Genomic DNA, 19,142 nt, shown 5'->3' on the forward strand with positions numbered 1-19,142 from the left:
GCGTCCCGAAAACGTTCCGCCCAGCGAGACCCCCGCTTGCGCACCCGGCAGACGGGCGATCGCATGACCCCATGGATTTCCTTCCCGTCCCGGCCACTGAGAAGGCGCCCGCGACCCGGCCAGATCAGGCCCGGACGACCCCAGGCGCGCGGGCGCCGGCCGAAGACGGGAAGACCGGGACGACCCCGATCACGCGGAAGCCGACCCAGCCCATCCCAATCACGCGAAAGCCGACCAGAGACGGGGAAACCCGGACCATCCCGGACACCCGAAGGCCGACCGGAGACGGGGAGGCCACGCGTGCCTAGAGGCCTGCACAGGGCCACCGTGCTGGAGACCCTGCGCCTGGCCGGCGCCCTCCTGCCGCCGGGCACGCCGCACGCGACCGCCGGCCTCGACCTGCTGCGCTCCCGCTCCCTGCTGACCGGCCTGCACGTCCGGTACGGCGGCCGTCCGGTGCTCGTCCGCGGCCCGCACCGCACGGCGCTGGTGGTGCTGTCCCAGCGGGACGCCGAACGCGTGTTGTCCGAGCCCGCCTTCGTCCCCACCGTGCGCGAACGGGCCGCCGGCCTGCCCTACGACGTGCTGCGGCCGGCGTTCGCGGAGGTGGCCCGGCAGGAGGCGGCCGCGCTGACGGACGGCGTCATCGACTACGCCCGGCTGGAGTCGTGCTGGCAGCGGGTGGCGCGGCGGTGCGTCTACGGCGCGGGCGCGGCCGGCGACGAGGAGCTGAGCGCCCTGCTCGCCCAGGTCAGACGGGCAGGCAGGGGGCGGGCCAGACGCCGTCAGGAGATCCTGTCCGGCCGCTACGACGCCCGCATCCTCGACCACCTGCGCCGCGCCGAGCCCGGCACCCTCGCCGGTCTGCTCGCCGAGACCAGCGGCCCGGAGGCGCGCGGCCTGCGGCAGGCGGCGTTCTGGCTGCTCGGCTTCAGCGTGACCGCCGCCAGCCTCATGCGCACCCTCGCCCTGCTGGCCACCTACCCCGTCCAGCGCAAGTGCGCCCGCGCCGACCCCGACTACCTGCGCGCCTGCCTGCGCGAGGGCCTGCGCCTGTGGCCGCCGGTCCCGGCCCTGTCCCGCCTCACCACCGAGGAGACCGACTGGTACGGCGTCCCGGTGCCCGCCGGCACCCACGTGATCCTCCCGTTCGCCCCCCACCAGCGCAGCCCCCGCCTGCACTACGCCGACTCCTTCTCCCCCGAGATCTGGCTCGACGGCACCGCCGCCGGCGAATGGTGGGCCCTGCCGCGCTGCGACGGCGTGCACCTGATGCTCGGCGTCGGCACCGCCTTCCTGGGCGGGATCCTGGCCTCGGCCCGCCCGAAGGCGACCGGCCGGCCGCTGTCCCCGCACCGCCCGCTGCCCCAGACGCTCAACGCGGCCCGCCTGCGGGTGACGATGCGCCCGCTGAAGCGGCGTCCAGGCCAGAGCTGACCGGGCTTCGTCGCCACCGGGCGGCGGCTTCTCCGTTAGAGTCTGGGGTGGAAAAAGGCGTACCGGCGGAAGAAACGGTTCGGTTTGCGACGGGATGACGACGGCGAGAGGACGGCGACCGTGGGGCGCTCGGCAGGCACTCCGCTGAAGCCTGAGGATCCGCCGGCGATCGGCCCCTACGAGCTGTTGAGCCGTCTCGGCTCGGGGGGCATGGGCACCGTCTACCTCGCCAGGGGCGCCGACGGGGTCAAGGTGGCGCTCAAGGCCATCAGGCGTGACTTCACGGCCGACCCGGTCTACCGGGCGCGTTTCCACGAAGAGGTGTCCAACGCGCGCAAGGTGGCCTCGTTCTGCACCGCGCGAGTGCTCGACCACGGCGAGGACCGCGGGGTGCTCTACCTGGTCACCGAGTACATCGACGGCATCTCGCTGGAAGACCAGCTGATCGAGCACGGCGCGCTGCCGCCGTCGGTGCTGCACTCGGCGGCCGTGGGCGTGGCGGCGGCGCTGACCGCCATCCACGCCGCGGGGCTGGTCCACCGCGACCTCAAGCCGGCCAACGTCATGCTGACGCTGGCCGGGCCGCGGGTGATCGACTTCGGCTTGGCGCGCTCCACGCACGTCGAGTCCCGGCACACGAACGCCGGCATGGTGATGGGCACGCCCGGCTGGATCGCTCCCGAGCAGGTCTTCGAGGGGCACACCAGCCCGGCCGGCGACGTGTTCGCCTGGGGCTCGCTGATCGCGTACGCGGGGCTCGGCGGGCATCCGTTCGGCGAGGGGGACGCGTACGTGATGGCGGCGCGGGCCCGTACCGCGCCACCGGACCTGCGCGGCCTGCCCGCCCCCCTGGACCGGCTGGTCGCCGCAGCCATCCACCCCGACCCCGCGCGCCGGCCCGCGGCCAAGCAGCTCCTGCTGGAACTGGTCGGCGCGGCCGACGAGCCCGCAGCCCAGCTGGCGGCCACCGAACACCTGACGAACGCCTGGAACCCCTCGGAGTTCCGCCCCCTCGGCCACATGCCCCCACCCGCCGAACGCACCGGCCCCCCGCACCCGCCCCCACCCGCCGAACGCACCGGCCCCCCGCACCCGCCCTCACCCGCGGAACGTACGGGCTCCCCCCATCTGCTTCCTCCTGCGGAACGCACGGGTCCCCGCCCTCCGATGCCCTCCGCGTCGGGCTCCCGCCCCCCGGTGCCCCCGTCCCCCGACCGGACGGGGTCCCGCTCCCCCATGCCGCCCGCTGCCGAACGCACGGGATCCGCCGTTCCGATGCCACCCGCACCCGAACGCACGGGGGCGGGCTCCGCGATGCCGCCTTCCGCCGAGCGCACGGGCCCGCGTCCACCGCACGCGCCCTCCCCGGCCGAACGCACCGGCCCCCGCCCGCCCATGCCCGCCGCCGCAGAGCACCTGGACCAACGCTCCTCCATGTCTGCCGGCCCGGACCATGCCGACCCACGTCGCCCCATGCCTTCTGGCCCGGACCACATGGACCAGCGGCCACACATGCCCTCCGGCGCGGAGCACATGGGGCACCGGCCCCCGATGCCTTCGGGCATGGAGCACCCCGGGCAGCAGTCCCCCATGCCGTCGCCCGCCGAGCGCACCGGACCGCGTCCGCCGCAGATGCCCTCCCCGGCCGAACGCACGGGCCCCCGCCCGCCCATGCCCGCCCCCACGGAGCACCCGGCACCTCGCGCACCGCAGATGCCGCCCCCCGTGGACCGGACCGGGAACATCCCGCTCCCCCACCACCAGACCACCGGCCAGGGCCCCCTTCCACCGCACACCACGGGCCAGGGACCGCTGCCCGGGTACCCGCCTCCGCGCCGCAAGCGCGGCGTGTTCACCGGCTGCATGACCGCGCTGGTGATCGTGATCGTCCTGTTCGTGGTGGTCCTGGCCACCCTGGCCTGGATCTTCCGCTCCCCCGCCATAGGCGAGGAGGGCCCGGTGCAGGACGGAAAGCTGAAGTTCGCGGTAACCGGCACAAAGTGCCCCAAGCCTGCGAAGTCCGCCTCCCGTCGCACCTGCCAGGTCACGGTGAAGGTGAACAACGTCGGCCCCGACGCCCGCGTCCTCTACCCCGGCCAGCAGAAGCTGATCGACGAGGACGAGGCCCTGCACGGCGGCAGCAAGCTCCTGGACAAGAGCGGCACGGAGATCACCCCGGTCCGCATCGCCCCCAGCCAGTCCTTCACCGGCACGCTGGTGTTCGACCTGCCCAAAAGCGCCGAGCCGGCGGGCCTCGAAGTACACGACTCAGGCCTGAGCGCCGGAGCCCGAGTAGCCCTGAGCTGACCAGCGACTCAGGCCTGACCGCCAGAACACAAGCAGCCCCGGGCTCACCAGCGACTCCGCATGAGTGGCTGCGCGGATGGGGGAGGTTGGGGAGACTGGTGGCGGAGCGGGTACGAGTCCTGGCGATCATGGAGTGGCGACACTGTGTGATCGTTGGGGAGACTTGTGCCTGTTCTGCCGTCCTGGCTGACCGAACCGCTGCGGGCGCAGTTCGCGGCCCTGTTGTCAATGCGGCCGGAGTTCCACCCGGGCCATCCGTTGGGCTGTCATCGCAGGCGTACCGGTGACTGGGTCGTCTTCGACAAGCTGCTGCAGCTGCTGCGTTTCGGCTGTTCCTACGAGGCGATCGTGGATGCGACGTGCTCGGCCACGACGATCCGCAGCCGTCGTGACGAGTGGATACGTCTGGGTGTCTTCGCGCAGTTCAAGCGGATCGCGCTGGAGTCCTACGACCGGATCGTCGGCCTGGTCCTGGACCGGATTGCTGTGGACGGCTGCATCACCAAGGCGCCTGGTGGCGGTGAGGTGGCGGGGCGTTCCCCGGTCGACCGCGGCAAGCAGGGCTTGAAGCGTTCCGGGATGACGGACGATTACGGCATTCCGCTGGGCCGTGTCCTGGCCGAGCGAACCTTCACGACTCCCCGCTGCTCGCCGCGACCCTGAACCTGCTGGACGACCTCCGGCCCCTGCCCGACGACATCACCGTGCACCTGGACGCCGGCTACGACTCCGACAAGACCCGCGCCCTGCTTGCCGAACGTGGCCTGGACGGCCGGATCGCGCACAAGGGCGAGAAGGCACCGGTCCAGGCAAGCGACAGGTGGCATGTGGAGCGTACCCATGCCTGGCAGAACGCCTTCCAGCGCCTCGCCCGCTGCCACGAACACCACGCAACGGTCATTAACGCGTTCTTCGATCTCGCCGACACCGTCATCGCCGTACGCAGCCTGATCTCCGGGCCTGGACAACCCACCGCTGGGACAACCGACCCAACCGCCCCCCCATGAACACACGCCCGATGGCGCGTCGAGCGGTTCATTGCTCGTCGTCGAGGCCCTCAACGTCGACAGGCTGCCTTCCGTTGAACGTCACGAGGATTCCGCAGGGGTCCGCCAGCCGGAGCCTGCTCTCCGTGAAACGGATTGCCCAGGTTTGGTCGGCCCACACGGTTACTTCGGGAACTGCCAGTGGCAACTCCGGAAGGTCGAGCCAGCTCAGTTCCTCAGTTGAGAGTTCGAAGTGCGATTCCCGGAGGCGGGTGCGGCAGTACTCCAAAGCTTGGTCGACGAAGACATCGAAGTGGCTCACGACGTCGTGAGCGAAATGGAGGGTGGCCTTTTCTGGCGGGGCGGCCGGCTCGATCACCAGACTCATCCCGGTCTCGACCGCGCCTGTCGGCTCCGGGAAGTAACCGGTCCAGCAGGCCAGCGATGGAGGGCTCTCCATCCTTCTCAACACCACCCCGGCGATACGCACGGTCGCGGGCAGTTTCGCGTCAACGCCAGACTCTTCAGCGCCCGAGCTTCTCGTGGGGGCGCCGTTGTCGGTCATTGGCTCAGCATAGGCCAAGCCCGGTCACGATGATGATCGACAGCCGAGGCACGTAGCCCCTTGTGCCCTCCGCCCCAAGCCCTGTTCGCGCGATCTGTAAGCCCGGACTCCGACCAGTTCTGAGGTAACCACCGACTAGCAGCTCACACATAAGCCCCAGAGCCCAAGTAGCGGTGGGCTAACCAAGAACCAACCCCTCACATCCCAGCAAAACGCCCCTCTCTGGACTGCCGCCCCAGCACCACCCCGCACAGACCGGCAGCCCCACGCCAAGCCCTCTCCACCGGGCCTGCGTCCATTGGCGGCGTGATGGCGACGTCAGTCGAAAAGGCAGGTCTCCGGACACAAGGCACGGCTCACGACAAGGGCACTGCCCCGTTCCGATACCCAGGGCTCTGCCCCCTCAGAACCCCTGCTCCGGCGACACCACCCCTTCCATCGGGGCGCCGTCGGCGAAGTGGCGCACGTTCGCGGCCACGCGTTCGGCCAGGCCGCGCCAGTAGGACGACGGCGGATTCGCCGTGTGCGGCGTGATCAGGACGTTGTCCATGTGCCACAACGGGTGCCCGGACGGCAGCGGCTCCGGATCGGTGACGTCCAGCGCGGCACCACCGATCCGGCCCTCGCGCAGCGCCGTCACCAGGTCATCGGTCACGACGAGCGCACCCCGGGCGATGTTGACCAGCCACGCGTCCGTACGCATCAGGTCAAGCTCGGGAGCACCGATCATGCCCTTGGTGCTCGGCGTGGTCGCAGCGGCGAGGACGACGTACGCGGCCTCCGGCAGCGCCTCCCGATAACGGGCACGAGGCAGTATCCGGTGCGCCCCGGGCGCCCGGCCACTGTCGGTGACCGCGATCACCGGACAGCCGAACGGCTCCAGCATCCTGATGAGCGCCCGCCCGATGCCCCCGCAGCCGATGATCGCGACCGTCGAGCCGGCGAACTCCCTCGACTCGTTACTCCCCCACTCAGTGGCCCTGGCCAGCCGGGGCAGGTTGCGGGCCGCGGCCAGCATGAGCGCGAGCGCGTGCTCGGCGACGGGCACACCGTAGGAGCCTGTGGCGGCGGTGAAGACGGGCTCCTCGGTGATCACTCCGGCCTCGGCGTACCGCTCGACTCCCGCCGCGGGCAGCTGCACCCACCGGATGCCGTCATGGATCATGGACCGCAGCTCCTCGGGGCCGCCGCGCCCGTAGTAGACGATCGCCTCGGCCTCCTCCAGCGGCACGACGCTGCCGCCCGACCGCCGTACGGCGTCGACCAGCATGGGGACCGGTTCAGGGCCGACGTGGACGGCGACGCTCATCGGGGTACCTCCGTGACGTGCTCTCGGCTGTCTGCCAGGATCTGCTCGACCTCGTCGCGGGCCCGTCCGACGATGTCCGCGGCGGCCTGTGCCGCCTCGGCAGCCCGCCCGGCGGCAACCGCTTCGGCGATCTCGTGGTGGAGTCCGATGGCGGTCGTCTCCAGGCGTTCGGGCAGGAGCAGCAGCTCGCGTCTGGCTTCGAGCAGCACTTCGGTCACCTCGGCGAGCTGGGCGAACATGCCGTTGCACGACGCGGTCAGCAGCACCCGGTGGAAAGCGGCGTCTGCCGTGACGTAGGCCTGGCTGTCACCCTCACGAGCGGCGGCGTCCATGGCACGAGCGTGGGTGGCGAGCTCGTCCGGCACGCGGAGGTCGGGCCTGGATGCGGCGAGCGCGGCGGCGGCAGGCTCGACCGCGGCCCGCAGCTCGGCCAGCTCACGCAACTGCGCCTCACGCCCCGGCGAGGCCAGCCGCCAGCGGATCACCTGGGGATCATAGAGGTTCCAGGCGCTCATCGGCCGTACGGTGACCCCGACACGAGGACGGCTGGTGACCACGCGCTTCGACTCCAGCACGCGGACGACCTCGCGCGCGACGGTCCGGGAAACCCCGTACCGCTCCTGGACGTCCTCCAGGCGCAACACCTGCCCCGCACGGATCTCCCCGCCCGCCAGCGACCTGCCGACCGCGTCGAGCACCTGCCCATGCAGGCCCCGTAGTGTCTCCACACTCATCGGGCCCCCGCCAGCCCGGCCAGCAACGCCGCAACCCGTTCAACCGCGGCACCCGGGCCGCCCGAAGTCAGCGCCGATCCCATGCCGCAGGCCACGGCGCCGGCCGCGATCCACTCGGGCGCATCGTCCACGGTCACACCGCCGGTGGGGATCGCGGGCGCCTGCGGAAGGGCAGCCCGCACGTCGCGCAGCCAGGCGGGGGAAACGCCCGACGCCGGAAAGATCTTGACCGCGTCCGCCCCCTCTTCCAGGGCACGAACGATCTCGGTCGGGGTCGCCACCCCCGGGAAGACCGGGACGCCGTAGCGGTGCCCGGCGCGGATCACCTCAGGGTGCAGGCTGGGTGAGACCAGGAAGCGCGCGCCGGCCTCCACGGCGGCCCTGGCGGCGGCCGCGTCGAGGACGGTCCCCGCCCCGACCATCGCGTCGGGCCGCTGCTCGGTGAGCCTCGCCACGGCGCTGAGGGCGCGGGGCGTGGTGAGCGCGACCTCGACGGCACGCAACCCGGCATCCAGCACGGCCTCGGCCGACGTCAGCGCCGCCTCGGGCGTGGCGGCCCTGACGATGCCGAACACGCGTTGCTCTGTGACAGCCTGGACGATCTCCCAGCGGTACATGACTTCCTTCCTTGGTTTCCTCACCAGCGAACAGCTACGGCGAGCCGCCCTCAGTGGCGACGCACCATCCCCGCCTGACCACCCAACGCCCTGCCCGCCTCCTCCCGAACCGCCTTCACCCCGACCTCGTCAGCTAATGGACGGACTCGTATCTCGCCTGCCCATCACAGCTCCGACCTCGTGAACCCACGAACGGACCGCCTCACGCATGCCCACCTCCGCCCGAAATCGTCGGCTCCCGGACGGACCGCCTCTCACCTGCCCACCCCAGCCCCGACCTCGTCAACCCATGAACGGACCGCCTCACGCATGCCCACCTCCGCCCGAAATCGTCGGCTCCCGGACGGACCGCCTCTCACCTGCCCGCCCCAGCCCCGACCTCGTCAACCCATGAACGGACCGCCTCTCGCATGGCCACCTTCAGGCGAACCCGCTTCCACCGCACTTGCCGGTCTACCGTCGAAATGTCCTTCAGTCGCCTCAACCTGGAACAGGTCCCTTCGCCCGAGGCCCGCATCCTTCGATGGCCGCTCTCGCATGCACCCTCTTCGAACCAGCAGCCCTCCACGGGCTTGCCGTCTTCGGCATACCGTCTTCGGATCCCCGGGTTCGTCGAGGAGACCGACATGGCCGCCTGCACCATCCGGACCAACCCCCACCAGCAGACTCGCAATTCACGTTCGCTCGTCCTCAACGGGCTCATACTGCGCGAGAGGCCAGTTAGCGCAGGCCCCTCGTCGCCATGCACATCATCAGCAGACCGGCATCAGCGTCACGAACCTCCGGCGGCGACGGACTCAAGGCCCGTACTCGGCCGCCCTCGACAGGCTCCTACTTGGTAGCAAAACGACTTCGATGAATCAGTGATCGGCAGTGGCGGTTCGTCGGCAGCGATCGCGCTCTTGGCGGCGGAGAATCTTCGGGTGGTTCGCGGGCTATCGATGGACCGTTTCGGCGTGCCCCGTGAAGGCGGCCAAGGCACGATCCAGGCCCGGCCGGTCCGGAAGGCCGTCGGTGTCGGCGGCGCACTGGACGACGAGTGCCGCCACCGCCGCCGCCTCGCGCAGGCACACCTCGTACGACTCACCGCGCAACATCCCCGACAGGAACCCGGCGGCGAAGCCGTCCCCTGCTCCCACGGGATCGGTCACCGGCACCGTGAACGCCTCCTGCCGCAGCCCTGCGCACGTGGCGGACTTGTCCCGGTGCCTGACCACGGTGAGGCCGGGCAGCGTCGCCGGGTCGAGGTGAAGCAGGTCGAGTTCGTCCTCGCCGGCCAGCACCACGTCCGCCCTGGACAGGAGCGGCGCCACCCGCTCGCGCCACGCCGCGGGTTCGCCCAGCTTGTATCGGATGTTCGGGTCGATGGAGACGAGCGCTCCGGCCTGCCCGGCCAGCTCCAGCAGCCGCAGGGTCGCCAGGTGCGCGGAATCCGACAACATCGGAGTGATGCCCGTGACGTGGACGATCTTCGCACCGTTCACCATCTCCGGCGTCAGCTCGTCCGGCCTCAACCTGGACGCGGCAGCCCCGGAACGGTAGTACTGCACGTCGATGGCCCGGAAGGGATGACTGTCGCGGACCAGCAGGCCGGTCGGCGCACCGGGGTCGATGACCGCGTGCCGGGTGTCGACCCCCTCAGCTCTGAGCATGGACAGGACCGCCCGGCCCGCCGGGTCAGCGCCGACCCGGCCGAGCCAGCGCACGTCATGGCCCAGTCTGGCAAGCCCAGCGGCCACGTTCGACTCCGCGCCCGCGATGGAGCGACGGAACACCGTGGCACGCTCCAACGGGATACCGGGCTCGGCCAGCATCAGAAGCATGGCCTCACCGCACACCACGACGCTCATGACTCGCCCATCTCCTGTCGTTCCCGATCCGTCAACGGTGCTATCACGTCATGAAGGACAAGAGAAGGATCACTCAGGTCGTCTTGTAGGCGGAGGGCTGAGAGATGTCGATCCTGGATCGGTCGGGCAGAGCCAGCGCGGCGGCGAACCCTACCACCGCACCGACGATCATGAAGATCGCTATCGCCTGCCAGCCGTAGTCGTGCAACAACCATGTCGCAATCAGCGGCGCGGGGCCGCCGGCGATGATCGAGGCGAGCTGATAGCCGAGACCCGCGCCGCCGTACCTGAGGCTGGTCGGGAAGCTCTCGGCGATGAGCGAGGCCTGCGGGCCGTACTCCATGGCGTGCTGGATCTGCGTGATCATGATCGTCAGGAAGACCACCAGCACGACGCCGGTGTTGAGCAGCACGAAGTACGGGAACGCCACCACCGCCAGCAGCGCCGCGCCGGTCGCGTAGACGAGCCGGCGGCCGACACGGTCGCTCAGGTGCCCGAAGAACGGGATCGCGACCAACTCCACCGCCGCCGCGCACGTCACCGCCGACAGCGCGACCGTCCGGGACAGGCCGAGCTGCTGGGTCGCGTACGTGATGGCGAACGTCGTGTAGAGGTAGAACGGCATCTGCTCCGACACCCGCAGCAACGCGCTGAGCACCACCTCCTTCGGATGCCGGCGCAGCACCTCGATGACCGGGAGCCTGACCACCTGCCGCCGTTCCAGCACCCGCGCGAACATCGGAGTCTCCAGCACCTTCAGCCGCACCCACAGCCCGACCGCCACCAGCGCCAAACTGGCCAGGAACGGCACCCGCCAACCCCAGTCCTTGAAGGTGTCGCCCGTCGTGGCGGCCAGCAGCGACATCGCGCCGGTGCCGAGGATCAGCCCGATGGGCACGCCCACTTGCGGCCAGCTCGCCATGAGCCCGCGCCTGCGCTGGTCGCCCCACTCCATCGACAGCAGCACCGACCCGCTCCATTCGCCGCCCACCGCGATGCCCTGCAGGACGCGCAGGACCACCAGGATGATCGGCGCGGCGATGCCGATGCTGTCGGTGCCCGGCAGCACGCCGATGAGCGCACTGGCCACGCCCATCGTCAGAAGGGTGACGATGAGTGTCGCCTTCCTGCCGATGCGGTCGCCCCAATGCCCGAAGATCGCCGCACCCACGGGCCGGGCCGCGAAGCCCACGGCGTTGGTCGCGAAGGCCGCGAGCGTGCCCGCGTACGGCGTGGACTTCGGGAAGAAGACCTCGGCGAAGACCACAGCGGCGGCCGTGTTGTAGAGGAAGAAGTCGTACCACTCGATGGCGGTGCCGACCACGCTGGCCGTCGCGGCCTTGCGCACCTGGGCTCTGTGCTCGGCGGTCGTTAATCCGCTGCTGCTCTCGGTCACGCTGCACCTCGAAGGCGTTCCTGGGCCGCGTCCGCGCCAACGGTTGCCTTACCCCGCGCCCGCGCCTCGAACCACCTCCGGCCTCCTCCCCCGGCGGGAAACCTCCGGCCATGGTCACGCCTCCTCTCATCGGGACGCCCCCTCCCCCTGACTCCGCCCGGGCTGGATGCGGAGCCGAGCAGAACTCTAACACTCGTTAACTCGTGCGGCTACCGGCTTCCCAGAGCGGCCACATCGCGTGAGGGCATGCCCCAAAGGCCGTCAAGCAGGGGATTCACCTTCATCGCTCGGGTCGGGCAACCCGGCGAGGACGGCGTCGAGCGCGAACTTGAAGTGTTCGACCTGATCGGCCCGCAGGCGGGCGGCCTCGACCGCGTGATAGTGCGGATACCTGTCGGCGGGCAGCTCGGTCCAGTCCCGCGCGGCGGCCTCGTGCAGGACGAGATGCCCGACGCACACGCGCAGCACCGCCCCCTTCACGTGATCCGCCTGGTCAGGAGGGAAGCCCGCATCCAAGAGGATCCCGAAGATGGCCTCGTGAAGGCTCATCACGGGCGCGCGCCGGGCGTACGTGGTGATGGACCAGACCGACGCTCTGGGATGCTCCAGCGACTGCCTGACCATCGAGGCCATGAGCCCGCGCAGCTGATCCTTCCACCCCCCTTCACGAGGGGCCTGAGAGACGATCTTGCTGCACACCTCGTCCACGATGGCCTCCAGCAGCGACTCGCGCCCGTCGAAGTAGTGATAGATCGCCGTCGCCGTCACATCGAGACGTTTGGCCAGCTTACGCATGCTGATCCCGTGAGCGCCGTCCGCCTCGAGGACCTCCAGGCCGGCTTCCAGGATCTTGTGACGGGTGAGCATCAGAATTGACCTCGCGCTTAACACATGTTAGAAATCTAACGGCCGTTAACTCCGGACAGCTTATCCGAGGGGAGAGGGATCCTTGGCTGCCGTTCTTACGTGCCGTCCAGTCATCCATCAACGATCAGCCGCTCACCGGGAGACACCCCCGTGTCCACGACCTCCGAAGTGACAGCGCCGGCGACGGCCCCGCGCCGCCCAAGACGCCGGATCCTGATGCGAGCCCTGCTTGTGCTGCTCCTGCTCATGGTCCTCGCGGTGGCCGGCGCGGCCTACGCGGTGAACCGGGGCGGAGCCCCGCAGACAGCCGCCCACTTGGGCGCTGAGCCCCAGCTCGGGGAACGCGAGACGTTCCCCATCCCCAAGGTCAACGCCCCCGACGTGGTCGGCTGGCCCTCCGGCAGAGCGCCGAAGGCACCGGCCGGGTTCATGGTCACGCGGTTCGCGGGCGAGTTGGAGCATCCCCGCTGGCTCTACGAGTTGCCCAACGGCGATGTGCTCGTGGCCGAGTCGGCCACTCTGCCCAAGGCCCCGGAGTCCCCCGTCATGGGGCTGTTCTACTGGCTGCGCCGCAACGACGGCTCGACCAACGAACGCAGCGCCAACCGGATCACGCTGCTGCGCGACACCGACGGCGACGGCGTGGCCGACTTCCGCAGCGTGTTCCTGGAGAACCTCAACCAGCCGTTCGGGATGGCGCTGCTGGCCGTGTCCGCGCCGTACTCGCTCGGCCCGGCGGCCCCGAACGGCACCCAGGCGGCCTTCTACGTCGCGGGGACGGACGGCGTCTGGCGATATCCGTACAAGCTGGGTGAAACCCGGGTCACCGCCCCCGGGAAGAAGATCCTCGACCTGCCGGCCGGCGGCTACAACAACCACTGGACCCGTAACCTCTTCGCCGCTCCTGACGGCAGCAAGCTTTACGTGACGGTCGGCTCGTCCAGCAATGCGGGCGAACATGGCCTGGATGCCGAACGACGGCGCGCCGCCATCCTGGAGATCAACCCTGACGGCAGCAGCGAGCGCATCCTGGCCTCCGGCCTCAGAAACCCCAATGGCCTGGCCCTCGAACCGCAGTCCAGGACACTCTGGACAGTCGTCAACGAACGCGATCTTCTGGGCGACGATGCCGCACCTGATTACCTCACACGTGTGCGCCCGGGTGACTTCTACGGCTGGCCGTGGAGTTATTGGGGGCAGCACGTAGACGAGCGGGTCCAGCCACGGCGTCCCGAGATGGTGGCTCGTGCGCTCCGCCCCGACTACGCCCTCGGCGCTCACACGGCTCCCCTCGGTTTGGCCTTCTCCGAGAGCCTCACGTTCCCCGAGGCCTACCGTGGCGGCGCCTTCATCACCGAACACGGCTCCTGGAACCGCGGCGATCCGGTTGGCTACAAAGTCGTGTACGTCCCCTTCAAGAACGGCATGCCGAGCGCCAAGCCCCAGGACTTCCTGACCGGCTTCAAACCGGCCCCCGACGAGAGCACCACGTACGGCCGGCCGGTCGGCGTGATCACGGGCAAGAACGGCCGCCTACTGGTCGCAGACGACGCAGGAAACACGATCTGGCACATCACGCCCCGATCGTGACCTCAGGCCAGGCCAGACCGGAAGACGGGAGGGGTGGTGGGTTCACGTCGGGGGAAGGAGAGCGCGTTGCCAGCACTTCGCTGTGAGGCCGAGTTCTGTGAAGAGCTCCGTCGCTCTGCGCGCGTCGCAGGCGTCGTCGCTGATGCGGGCCCGCAGGGACGATGCCGGGCCCTCGTGCAGGCGATACCCGGCGGCACGGGCCAGTGCCAGGGCCAGCCCGGCGTGGCGGAGCGCTGGTTCGCGTGCGCCGCGCACGCTCTCGCCGGCGACGAGGCCGAGCAAGGCCTTCGTCTCCGAGTGGCCATTGCCCGCCGCCCTGGTCAGCTCTAACGCCCGCATGTGGTGGTCGAGCGCGGCGTCCACGTCGCCGACCGCGAGGCGCACGAGGCCGAGGGTGTGCAAGGCGTCGGCGACGAGCCTGCGGTGTCCGGCCTGGTGGGAGGCATCGAGTGCCGTGACAACCAGATTGAGCGCCCAGTCGAGACTGCCGGCGTCACGCTCGACCGCAACCAACTTCAGCGCCCAGTCGAGATTGCCGGCGTCACGTTCGACCGCGGCCAGGTTACGCACGTGTCCGCCTCGTTGCCGCGGTTGTCCACCTGGCGGTGCAGGTGCAGCGCGGACAGGAGAGTGTCGCGGGCCTCGGGCAGCCGGTCCCGGCCGTGCAGGACCTCGCCCATGATCACCAGGCCGTTCGCCTCGCTGGCTCGGTGTTCCAGCTCGCGGCACAGGGCCAGCGAGCGGTCCAAACTGGCCTCGGCGTCGTGGAGGCGTCCCACCTCCAGGTAGAGGCAGCTGAGGTTGCCCAGGTTGACGGCCTGGGCTGGGGTGCGGGCGATGGCCTCGTTCAGCATGAGGGCGCGTTCGAGGTGATCGACGGCCTCGCAAAGCATGCCCAGGTCGGCGTACGTGGCGCCGGCGTTGCACAGGGCCGTGGTGAGCGCCTCGTGCCAGCCGGTCTCCTCCGCCAGACGCAGGGCCTCCGCCAGCCCCAGGGCCAGGCGCACGACCTCCGCCAGACGCACGACCTCCGCCAAGCGCACGACCTCCGCGTGGTGGTGGAGGCCGTGCGGCGGCCCGCCGCCGCACGGCCTCAGGCCGTTCGAGCAGGCCGTTCGAGCAGGCCGGTCGAGCAGGCCGGTCGAGCAGGCCGTTCGAGCAGGCCGGTCGAGCAGGCCGGTCGAGCAGGCCGGTCGAGCAGGCCGTTCGAGCAGGCCGGTCGATCAGGCAGCCGAGGACCCCGAGGGCGTCGAAGGCGTCGAGGACAGGCGTTCCTCGCCAGGAGCGTCCCCCAGCGGGATCCCGCGGACGCTGAGCAGGAACAGCAGCGCGCACCCGCCCGTCAGGGCGATGTCGGCGACGTTGCCGACGAACAACCCGCCGTAGTCGATGAAGTCCACCACGTGTCCCTGGGCGAACGCGGGCGGGCGGAAGAGGCGGTCGAGCAGGTGGGAGGTGGCCCCGCCGAGCAGCGCGCCCAGCCCCACCCCCCAGGCCGGCGAACGCAGCCGCCGGGACGCGTACAGGATGCCGGCCACCGCCCCGGCGGCGGCCAGCGCGAACACCCAGGTCACGCCCTCACCCAGGGAGAACGCGGCGCCGGAGTTGAGCAGCAGCCGCAACGAGAGCAGCCGCGGGATCACCGTGATCTCCTCGCCGCTGGACAAAGCCGACACCGCCCAGAACTTGGACGCCTGATCGACCAGGAGCACCACCGCGGCCAGCACGATCATCCATGCGCGAGGCCGCCTTCCCCGGCTGGTCTCCTGCGGGCCGCGTTCTTCCGACACTCTTGCCTCACAATCCATGGCTTCTCGCCCCGAATCTACCGAACCTTGGTCGCGGCCACGCTCGCTCAGAGCTGGGACGCCCTGCTGAGCAACAGTTTCTCGGTGATCGGGGATTCGTGGGTGCCCTCGACCGTGCACGCGTGCGCCCCGGCGACCGCGCCCAGTGCGACGCACTCGGGGATGGTCCGGCCGTTCAGGAGGCCGTACAGGAAGCCGGAGACGAAGGCGTCGCCCGCGCCGTTGCTGTCGGCCACCGGGCCGGGCAGGGGCGCGGCGGGAAAGGCGCGTACGTCGGCCGAGTCGCGGGTCAGGACGAGGCAGCCGTCCGCGCCCCGCGTGCAGACGACCGTGTGGGCGCGGCCCTCGGCGAGGATGTCGCGCATCGTGGCCGCCGGGTCGGCCAGCGCGGTGGCCGACAGGAACACCAGGTCGGAGCCGTAGGCGAAGTCCTTCTGGTAGTCGGCGACGCCGTCCCAGTCGTGCAGGTCGGTGGAGATGGGGACGCCGTCGAGGTCGGGGTAGACGTGGCGGCAGAAGTCCATGATCGAGATGTGCGCGTGCCTGGGGCGCGGACCGGCGTACAGCTCGGAGGGCAGCCGCTCCCCCGGCGTGACCTTGGGATCGTGCAGGGAGGTGCGCCGCCCGTCGGGGCCGACGAGCAGCACGCTGCGCCGGGTGCCCGCCTGCGCCATCCCCCACCTGCAGTCGATGTCGCGCAGGGCGTGCCTGATCAGCGCGCCCTGCGGGTCGTCGCCGACGAGGTCGGCGAAGGCGACGCCGAGCCCGAGCGCGTGGCAGCCGAGGGCGACCCCGGCCCCGGTGTTCCCGACGCGGTCGACGACGGGCGGCACGTGGTAGGTGTCCTGGTACGGCAGAGGCAGCGCGGGCACGTAGACAGTGGTGTCCACCCCGGCGCCGCCGAGGACCAGCACGTCAGGCGTCATCGGTCGGTCGGCCTTTCACAGAGAGCGTCCGGGATCAGCGGTTGACCAGCGGACCGGAACCGGTGGAGCCGCGCACGACCAGCTCCGGCTGGAAGATCAGCTCGACGTGCTTGGCCGGCGCGCCGCTGACCTCCTCCAGCAGCGTCTGCACGGCGGCCGAGGCCATCGCCCCGATCGGCTTGCGCACGGTGGTGAGCGGCGGGTCGGTGAACGCGATCAGCGGCGAGTCGTCGAACCCGACCACCGACACGTCGCCCGGCACCGCCAGCCCCTTCTGCCGGCAGGCGCGGATCGCCCCGAGCGCCATCAGGTCGCTCGCGCACACGATCCCGGTGCAGCCGCGGGCCAGCAGCTGCGCGGCGGCGGCCTGCCCGCCCTCGACCGAGAACAGCGAGTGGGAGATCAGGTCGTCGACGTCGGTGGCGCCGAGCAGGTGGGCCATCGCCTGCTTGTAGCCCTCGATCTTCCTGATCACCGGCACGAACCGGCGCGGCCCGAGCGCGAGCCCGACGCGTTCGTGGCCGAGGTCGACCAGGTGCTGGACGGCCAGCCGCGCCGCGAGGCGGTCGTCGGGCGAGATGAAGGGCGCGTCGATGTGCTCGCTGTAGCCGTCGACCAGCACGATCGGCAGGCCGCGGTCGATCAGGCGGGTGTAGCGGTCCATCCGGGCGGTGGTGTCGGCGTGCAGGCCGGAGACGAAGACGATGCCGCTGACACCGCGGTCGACCAGCAGCTCGGTGAACTCGTCCTCGGGGGCGCCGCCGGGCAGCTGGGTGCACAGGACGGGCGTGTAGCCGTGCTGGGTCAGCGCCTTCTCGATGGCCTGCGCGAACGCCGGGAAGATCGGGTTGTCCAGCTCGGGCGTGACGAGCCCGATGAGCCCGTTGCTGCGCTGCCTGAGCCGGGGCGGCCGCTCGTAACCCATGAGGTCGAGGGCCGTCATCACCGCCTGCCGGGTGCCTGCCGAGACGCCGGGCTTGCCGTTGAGCACCCGGCTGACCGTGGCCTCACTCACCCCGGCCTGGGCGGCGATGTCGGCTAGGCGAGCGTGACCGTTCATGGAACACACTTTACTTTCCACCAGGCGGCCGAATCGGCTGCTCCGGGGACATCGGAGGCGAGCAGCAGCTCTCCCTCGACGCCGAAGTCGACGGGCGCGCCGGTCAGGTTGACGGTGCACAGCACGTCGCCGCGGGAGAAGACCAGTGTGCCCTCGGGCGAGTCGTGCCAGGTCAGGTCGCCGTCCAGGGTGCGGCGCAGGCGCAGCGCGGCGCGGTAGAGCTCCAGGGTGGAGCCCGTGACGCCGTCCTGGGCCTGGACGCTGAGGTCCGCCCAGTCGGCCGGGATCGGCAGCCACGGATCGCGCCAGCCGAGCTCGCGGGTCCACGGCAGCGGTACGCGGCAGCCGTCCCGCCCGCTGTCGGGGTCGCGCAGCCGCTGCGGGTCCTGGCACACCTCGTCCGGCAGGTCGAGCACCTCGGGAAGGCCCAGCTCCTCGCCCTGGTAGACGTAGGCCGAGCCGGGCAGCGCGAGGGTGAGCAGCGCGGCGGCGCGGGCTCTGGCCAGGCTGCCGTAGCGGGTGACGTGCCGCTTGACGTCGTGGTTCGACAACACCCAGGTGGTCGGCGCGCCCACGGAGCCGGCCGTGGCGAGCGAGGAGTCGATCACCGCGCGCAGCTCGGCGGCGTCCCACGGGGTGAACAGGTAGTGGAAGTTGAAGGCCTGGTGGAGCTCGTCGGGCCGGACGTACATGGCCAGGCGTTCGGCGGTGGGCGCCCACGCCTCGGCGACGCCGATGCGCTCGCCGGGGTAGGAGTCGAGCACCCGCCGCCAGGCCCGGTGGATCTCGTGCACGCCGTCGTTGTCGAAGTACGGCACCGGCTCGCGGCCGATCATCCTGGTCTGGTTCGGGTGGCCGATGTCTGGCAGGCCGGCCGGTTTGACCATGCCGTGCGCCACGTCCACGCGGAAGCCGTCCACGCCCAGGTCGAGCCAGAAGCGCAGGATCGACTCGAACTCGCCGCGCACCTCGTCGTCGTCCCAGTTGAGGTCGGGCTGGGCGGGGTCGAACAGGTGCAGGTACCACTGGCCGTCCTCGACCTGCGTCCAGGCCGGGCCGCCGAAGATCGACTCCCAGTCGTTGGGCCGGTCGCGGAAGATGTACCGATCGCGTCGCTCGCCGCGCAGCGCGGCCTGGAACCAGGCGTGCGCCGACGAGGTGTGGTTCGGCACGACGTCCACGATGACGCGCAGGCCGTGGCCGTGGGCCTCGTCGATGAGCGCCTTGGCGTCGGCCAGGGAGCCGAACAGCGGGTCGACGTCCCGGTAGTCGGCCACGTCGTAGCCGAAGTCGGCCATCGGCGAGGTGTAGAAGGGCGTCAGCCAGACGGCGTCCACCCCCAGCTCGACCAGGTACGGCAGGCGATCGCGCACGCCGATCAGGTCGCCGACGCCGTCGCCGTTGCCGTCGGCGAAACTGCGCACGTAGACCTGGTAGATCACGGCGTCACGCCACCACATGTTCATGGATCTCCCCCCGGGTTGCCCGCACCATGAAAGCCCTTGCCGCAAGTTTACGCAAGCCCTTCCATGCACCTCGTATCCGGATTTATGGGTATACGGCCGCCTAAAACCCCTGGCCGAAACCCCTGCGGATGAGATTCTTTATGTCAAGGGTGGACATCCAGCGTTAAGGCGCGATGTACTACCTCTTCAATCAGCCTCGTCACAGGTGACACGCGCGCAAGGTG

At 70.5% G+C, this 19,142-nt stretch carries 16 protein-coding genes and 1 pseudogene; 4 read left to right on the forward strand and 13 right to left on the reverse strand.

From position 1 onward, the window contains the following. Window positions 1–300: 300 nt before the first annotated feature. From AB0J46_RS19830 to AB0J46_RS19840, 3 genes and pseudogenes are all read left to right on the forward strand, one after another. The gene (locus AB0J46_RS19830; RefSeq protein ID WP_364333619.1) at window positions 301–1,437 is read left to right on the forward strand and encodes a cytochrome P450; all 1,137 of its coding nucleotides are present in this window, start codon (window positions 301–303) and stop codon (window positions 1,435–1,437) included. A gap of 120 nt (window positions 1,438–1,557) precedes the next feature. Then, window positions 1,558–3,744 (forward strand): protein kinase, encoded by a 2,187-nt coding sequence (locus tag AB0J46_RS19835; RefSeq protein WP_364333622.1) that lies wholly within the window; start codon window positions 1,558–1,560, stop codon window positions 3,742–3,744. A gap of 165 nt (window positions 3,745–3,909) precedes the next feature. After that, a pseudogene (locus tag AB0J46_RS19840) lies at window positions 3,910–4,747 on the forward strand (IS5 family transposase); the annotation flags it as partial. 32 nt (window positions 4,748–4,779) lie between these two features. Here AB0J46_RS19840 and AB0J46_RS19845 read toward each other — a convergent pair. The 7 genes from AB0J46_RS19845 to AB0J46_RS19875 all read right to left on the reverse strand — a co-directional run bounded on the left by AB0J46_RS19845 (window position 4,780) and on the right by AB0J46_RS19875 (window position 12,068). Continuing rightward, window positions 4,780–5,295: a hypothetical protein gene (locus tag AB0J46_RS19845; protein WP_364334679.1), complete on the reverse strand. Its 516-nt coding sequence runs from the start codon at window positions 5,293–5,295 to the stop codon at window positions 4,780–4,782. Window positions 5,296–5,698: 403 nt separating this feature from the next. Next, window positions 5,699–6,604 (reverse strand): D-isomer specific 2-hydroxyacid dehydrogenase family protein, encoded by a 906-nt coding sequence (locus AB0J46_RS19850; protein ID WP_364333624.1) that lies wholly within the window; start codon window positions 6,602–6,604, stop codon window positions 5,699–5,701. Further along, window positions 6,601–7,338 carry an FCD domain-containing protein gene (locus AB0J46_RS19855; RefSeq protein ID WP_364333626.1) on the reverse strand — a complete coding sequence of 246 codons (738 nt, stop codon included), beginning with the start codon at window positions 7,336–7,338 and terminating at the stop codon, window positions 6,601–6,603. Before AB0J46_RS19855 ends, AB0J46_RS19850 begins: the two co-directional genes overlap by 4 nt. Continuing rightward, window positions 7,335–7,955 (reverse strand): bifunctional 4-hydroxy-2-oxoglutarate aldolase/2-dehydro-3-deoxy-phosphogluconate aldolase, encoded by a 621-nt coding sequence (locus tag AB0J46_RS19860; protein ID WP_364333629.1) that lies wholly within the window; start codon window positions 7,953–7,955, stop codon window positions 7,335–7,337. The genes AB0J46_RS19855 and AB0J46_RS19860 overlap by 4 nt, the downstream gene beginning before the upstream one ends. A gap of 935 nt (window positions 7,956–8,890) precedes the next feature. After that, complete coding sequence (locus tag AB0J46_RS19865; RefSeq protein ID WP_364333632.1) at window positions 8,891–9,805, reverse strand: sugar kinase; 915 nt, start codon at window positions 9,803–9,805, stop codon at window positions 8,891–8,893. 73 nt (window positions 9,806–9,878) lie between these two features. Then, entirely contained in the window at window positions 9,879–11,201 is a 1,323-nt protein-coding gene (locus AB0J46_RS19870; protein ID WP_364333635.1) for an MFS transporter, read from the reverse strand. 261 nt (window positions 11,202–11,462) lie between these two features. After that, a complete protein-coding gene (locus tag AB0J46_RS19875; RefSeq protein ID WP_364333638.1) occupies window positions 11,463–12,068 on the reverse strand; it encodes a TetR/AcrR family transcriptional regulator in 606 nt (201 codons plus the stop codon). A gap of 150 nt (window positions 12,069–12,218) precedes the next feature. On the opposite strand from AB0J46_RS19875, the gene AB0J46_RS19880 reads away from it, so the two are divergent. Continuing rightward, complete coding sequence (locus AB0J46_RS19880; protein WP_364333641.1) at window positions 12,219–13,658, forward strand: sorbosone dehydrogenase family protein; 1,440 nt, start codon at window positions 12,219–12,221, stop codon at window positions 13,656–13,658. 42 nt (window positions 13,659–13,700) lie between these two features. Here AB0J46_RS19880 and AB0J46_RS19885 read toward each other — a convergent pair whose 3' ends face one another. From AB0J46_RS19885 to AB0J46_RS19910, 6 genes are all read right to left on the reverse strand, one after another. Beyond that, window positions 13,701–14,228: a tetratricopeptide repeat protein gene (locus AB0J46_RS19885; protein ID WP_364333644.1), complete on the reverse strand. Its 528-nt coding sequence runs from the start codon at window positions 14,226–14,228 to the stop codon at window positions 13,701–13,703. Next, window positions 14,174–14,695, reverse strand: coding sequence for a tetratricopeptide repeat protein (locus tag AB0J46_RS19890; protein ID WP_364333647.1), 522 nt, complete (start codon window positions 14,693–14,695; stop codon window positions 14,174–14,176). Before AB0J46_RS19890 ends, AB0J46_RS19885 begins: the two co-directional genes overlap by 55 nt. A gap of 186 nt (window positions 14,696–14,881) precedes the next feature. Next, complete coding sequence (locus AB0J46_RS19895) at window positions 14,882–15,391, reverse strand: signal peptidase II (RefSeq protein WP_364333650.1); 510 nt, start codon at window positions 15,389–15,391, stop codon at window positions 14,882–14,884. Between the two features lie 122 nt (window positions 15,392–15,513). Beyond that, entirely contained in the window at window positions 15,514–16,392 is an 879-nt protein-coding gene (locus AB0J46_RS19900; RefSeq protein WP_364333653.1) for a PfkB family carbohydrate kinase, read from the reverse strand. Between the two features lie 34 nt (window positions 16,393–16,426). Next, on the reverse strand, window positions 16,427–17,452 hold the full coding sequence (locus AB0J46_RS19905; protein ID WP_352328468.1) for a LacI family DNA-binding transcriptional regulator: 1,026 nt from the start codon (window positions 17,450–17,452) through the stop codon (window positions 16,427–16,429). Next, on the reverse strand, window positions 17,449–18,918 hold the full coding sequence (locus tag AB0J46_RS19910; RefSeq protein ID WP_364333657.1) for a glycoside hydrolase family 13 protein: 1,470 nt from the start codon (window positions 18,916–18,918) through the stop codon (window positions 17,449–17,451). The genes AB0J46_RS19905 and AB0J46_RS19910 overlap by 4 nt, the downstream gene beginning before the upstream one ends. Window positions 18,919–19,142: the final 224 nt, after the last annotated feature.

It is taken from the genome of Nonomuraea sp. NPDC049758, from assembly GCF_040674635.1.
GTDB lineage: Bacteria > Actinomycetota > Actinomycetes > Streptosporangiales > Streptosporangiaceae > Nonomuraea.